Raw genomic sequence first — 2,801 nt, forward strand, 5'->3', positions numbered from 1 at the left:
CGTGCCCGCCACTCCGGCCGCCGTGCGCAGCATCGCCCGCCGGGACAGCCCGCCGCCCGCCGCTCCGGGACCTGCCGCCCCGTCTCCTGTCACGCCGTCTCCTGTCACGCCGTCTCCTGTCACGCTGTCTCGTCCCGCGCCGTCTCTCATCGCCGCCTCCGTGTGCTCCCGTGCGCCCCGTTCACGCGCTCTCCGTTGTGAAGGCGGCGTCGAAGGCCGCCTCCGGCTTGTCGAACAGCAGGCCGCGGAGGTGGGTGACGGCCTCGGCCGCACCCCGCAACCGGTCCATGCCCGCGTCCTCCCACTCCACCGAGATCGGCCCGGTGTAACCGATGGCGTTCAGCGCGCGGAAGGCGCTCTCCCAGTCCACGTCGCCGTGTCCCGTGGAGACGAAATCCCAGCCGCGGCGGGGGTCGGCCCAGGGAAGGTGCGAGCCGAGCCTGCCGTTACGGCCGTCGAACCGCGTCTTGGTGTCCTTGCAGTCGACGTGGTAGATGCGGTCGGCGAAGTCGAGGATGAACCCGACCGGGTCGAGGTCCTGCCACACGAAGTGCGACGGGTCCCAGTTCAGGCCGAAGGCCGGGCGGTGGTCGACGGCCGCCAGTGCGCGTGTCGTCGTCCAGTAGTCGTAGGCGATCTCGCTCGGGTGCACCTCGTGGGCGAACCGCACGCCGACCTCGTCGAAGGTGTCCAGGATCGGGTTCCAGCGGCGGGCGAAGTCGGCGTAGCCGTCGTCGATCAGCTCCTGCGGCACCGGGGGGAACATCGCGACGTATTTCCAGATCTTCGAGCCGGTGAACCCGACGACCGTGTCCACCCCCAGCCGCGCCGCGGCCCGTGCGGTGTCGGCCAGTTCCGCCGCCGCCCGCTGCCGCACCCCCTCCGGGTCGCCGTCGCCCCAGATGCGGGCGGGCAGGATGTTCTCGTGCCGCACGTCGATCGGATCGTCACAGACGGCCTGCCCGACGAGGTGGTTGGAGATCGTCCACACGCCCAGCCCGTACGAGTCGAGCAGCTTGCGCCGGTTGTCCACGTAGTCCGGTTCGGACAGGGCACGGTCGACCTCGAAGTGGTCGCCCGAACAGGCGATCTCCAGCCCGTCGTAGCCCCAGTCCGCGGCGTAGCGGCAGACCTGCTCGAACGGCAGATCGGCCCACTGGCCGGTGAACAAGGTGACCGGTCGGCTCATGGTCGAGCCTCCTCTCGGATTCCCTGCAGATGCAACAGCAGATCGGCGACGTCGGTGGCCGCCAGCCGGCCCGTCGCCTCCACGGCGGACGGGACGGCCGGATCGGAGCAGAGCAGGACCGGACCGCCCGCGGCGGAGTCCGGCAGCCTGCCGTGCGACCCGCGCACCCACCGGGGGTCGGTGGGCACGACGTTCATGGTGTAGCGCAGGCCGAGCTTCTTGCGGATCAGGTTCAGCCCCGCCCTGGCCTTCACCAGCGCGTCCTCCGGGTCGAAGAACAGCTCGGCCGGGTCGAAACCCGGCTTGCGGTGGATCTCCACCCCCCGGGCGAAGTCGGGGCGGCGGTCCTCGTCGAGCCAGTAGTAGTAGGTGAACCACGCCCCCGGCTCGGCCACCGCGACCAGTTCCCCCGACCGTTCGTGATCGAGCCCGTACCGGGCCTGGGCGGCACGGTCGAGTACCTCGTCCACCCCCGGCAGACTCTCCAGCACCCGCCGCACCCGGGGCAGGTCCGCCCCGTCGGCGACGTAGACGTGGGCCACCTGGTGGTCGGCCACGGCGAACGCCCGGGAGGTCCACGGGTCGAGGTACTCCATCCCAACCTGGGTGTAGACCTCCAGCAACCCCTCGCGCCGGAGCACCCGGTTGACGTCCACGGGGGTGTCGGCCGGGGTGATGCCGTACTCGGACAGCGCCACCACCGTGTGCCCGCGCCCGCGTGCCTCGTCGAGCAGGGGGCCGAGTTCGGCGTCCACCGCGCGGGCGGCGCGCACCGCCTCGGGCGAGTGCGGCCCGTGGCGTTGGAGGTCGTAGTCCAGGTGCGGGACATAGGCCAGCAGCAGGTCCGGGTTCTCGGTGCGCAGCAGCCGTCGCGTCGCGGCCACGATCCACCGTGACGAGGTGAGCGACGCGGTCGGCCCCCAGTAGTGGAACAGCGGGAACTCGCCCAGCTCGGCGGTGAGCTCGTCGTGCAGGGCCGGGGGGCGCACGTAGCAGTCCGGCGACTTGCGCCCGTCCGCGTGGTAGATCGGGCGCGGGGTCACGGTGACGTCGGTGCTCGCCCCCATCGCGTACCACCAGCAGACATTCGCGGCGGTGTAGCCGGGGTGCGCGGCCCGCGCCGTCTCCCACACCTTCGGGCCCCGCACCAGCCGGTTGTGCTGGCGCCACAGGTACACCTCGCCGAGGTCGCGGAAGTACCAGCCGTTGCCGACCGCGCCGTGCTCGGCGGGCATGGTCCCGGTCAGCAGCGTCGACTGGACGCTGCACGTCACCGCGGGCAGCACGGTGCCGAGCTCGGCCCGCCACCCCCGCTCGGCCAGCGCGGACAGGTTCGGCATGTGCCGCAGCAGATCGGGGGTCATCCCCACCACGTCGAGCACCAGGAGCTTGCGCACCCCACCACCTCCGTCGTCGGTTCCGGTCCTCACCCCCACGCCGCCACCTCCGTGCCCGCCCAGCGCAGCTCCCCGGCGATCCCGGCGGTGAGCTCCTGCCGGTGCCCGTCGGGCAGGACACCCCAGGTGTAGGTCTCGACCTCGACGTGCGGGGCGGGGCCGGCTCCGGCGTGGGCGCGCACCGCCGCCAGAGCGTCGGCGAGCACGTCGGTCGT

At 72.3% G+C, this 2,801-nt stretch carries 2 protein-coding genes and 1 pseudogene; all 3 read right to left on the minus strand.

The features are described 5' to 3' along the window. Nucleotides 1–181: 181 nt before the first annotated feature. Entirely contained in the window at nucleotides 182–1,189 is a 1,008-nt protein-coding gene (locus tag SACHA_RS0115135; RefSeq protein WP_019811032.1) for a sugar phosphate isomerase/epimerase family protein, read from the minus strand. After that, entirely contained in the window at nucleotides 1,186–2,586 is a 1,401-nt protein-coding gene (locus SACHA_RS25615) for an alkaline phosphatase family protein (RefSeq protein ID WP_028663220.1), read from the minus strand. The genes SACHA_RS0115135 and SACHA_RS25615 overlap by 4 nt, the downstream gene beginning before the upstream one ends. 29 nt (nucleotides 2,587–2,615) lie before the next feature. Beyond that, nucleotides 2,616–2,801, minus strand: a pseudogene (locus tag SACHA_RS25620) (metabolite traffic protein EboE); the annotation flags it as partial.

Source organism: Saccharomonospora halophila 8 (assembly GCF_000383775.1).
Lineage (GTDB): Bacteria > Actinomycetota > Actinomycetes > Mycobacteriales > Pseudonocardiaceae > Saccharomonospora > Saccharomonospora halophila.

Bases quoted from the DNA above. Each gene is read 5' to 3' on its own strand.
- SACHA_RS0115135 (WP_019811032.1), bottom strand. From the start codon at position 1,189: ATGAGCCGACCGGTCACCTTGTTCACCGGCCAGTGGGCCGATCTGCCG.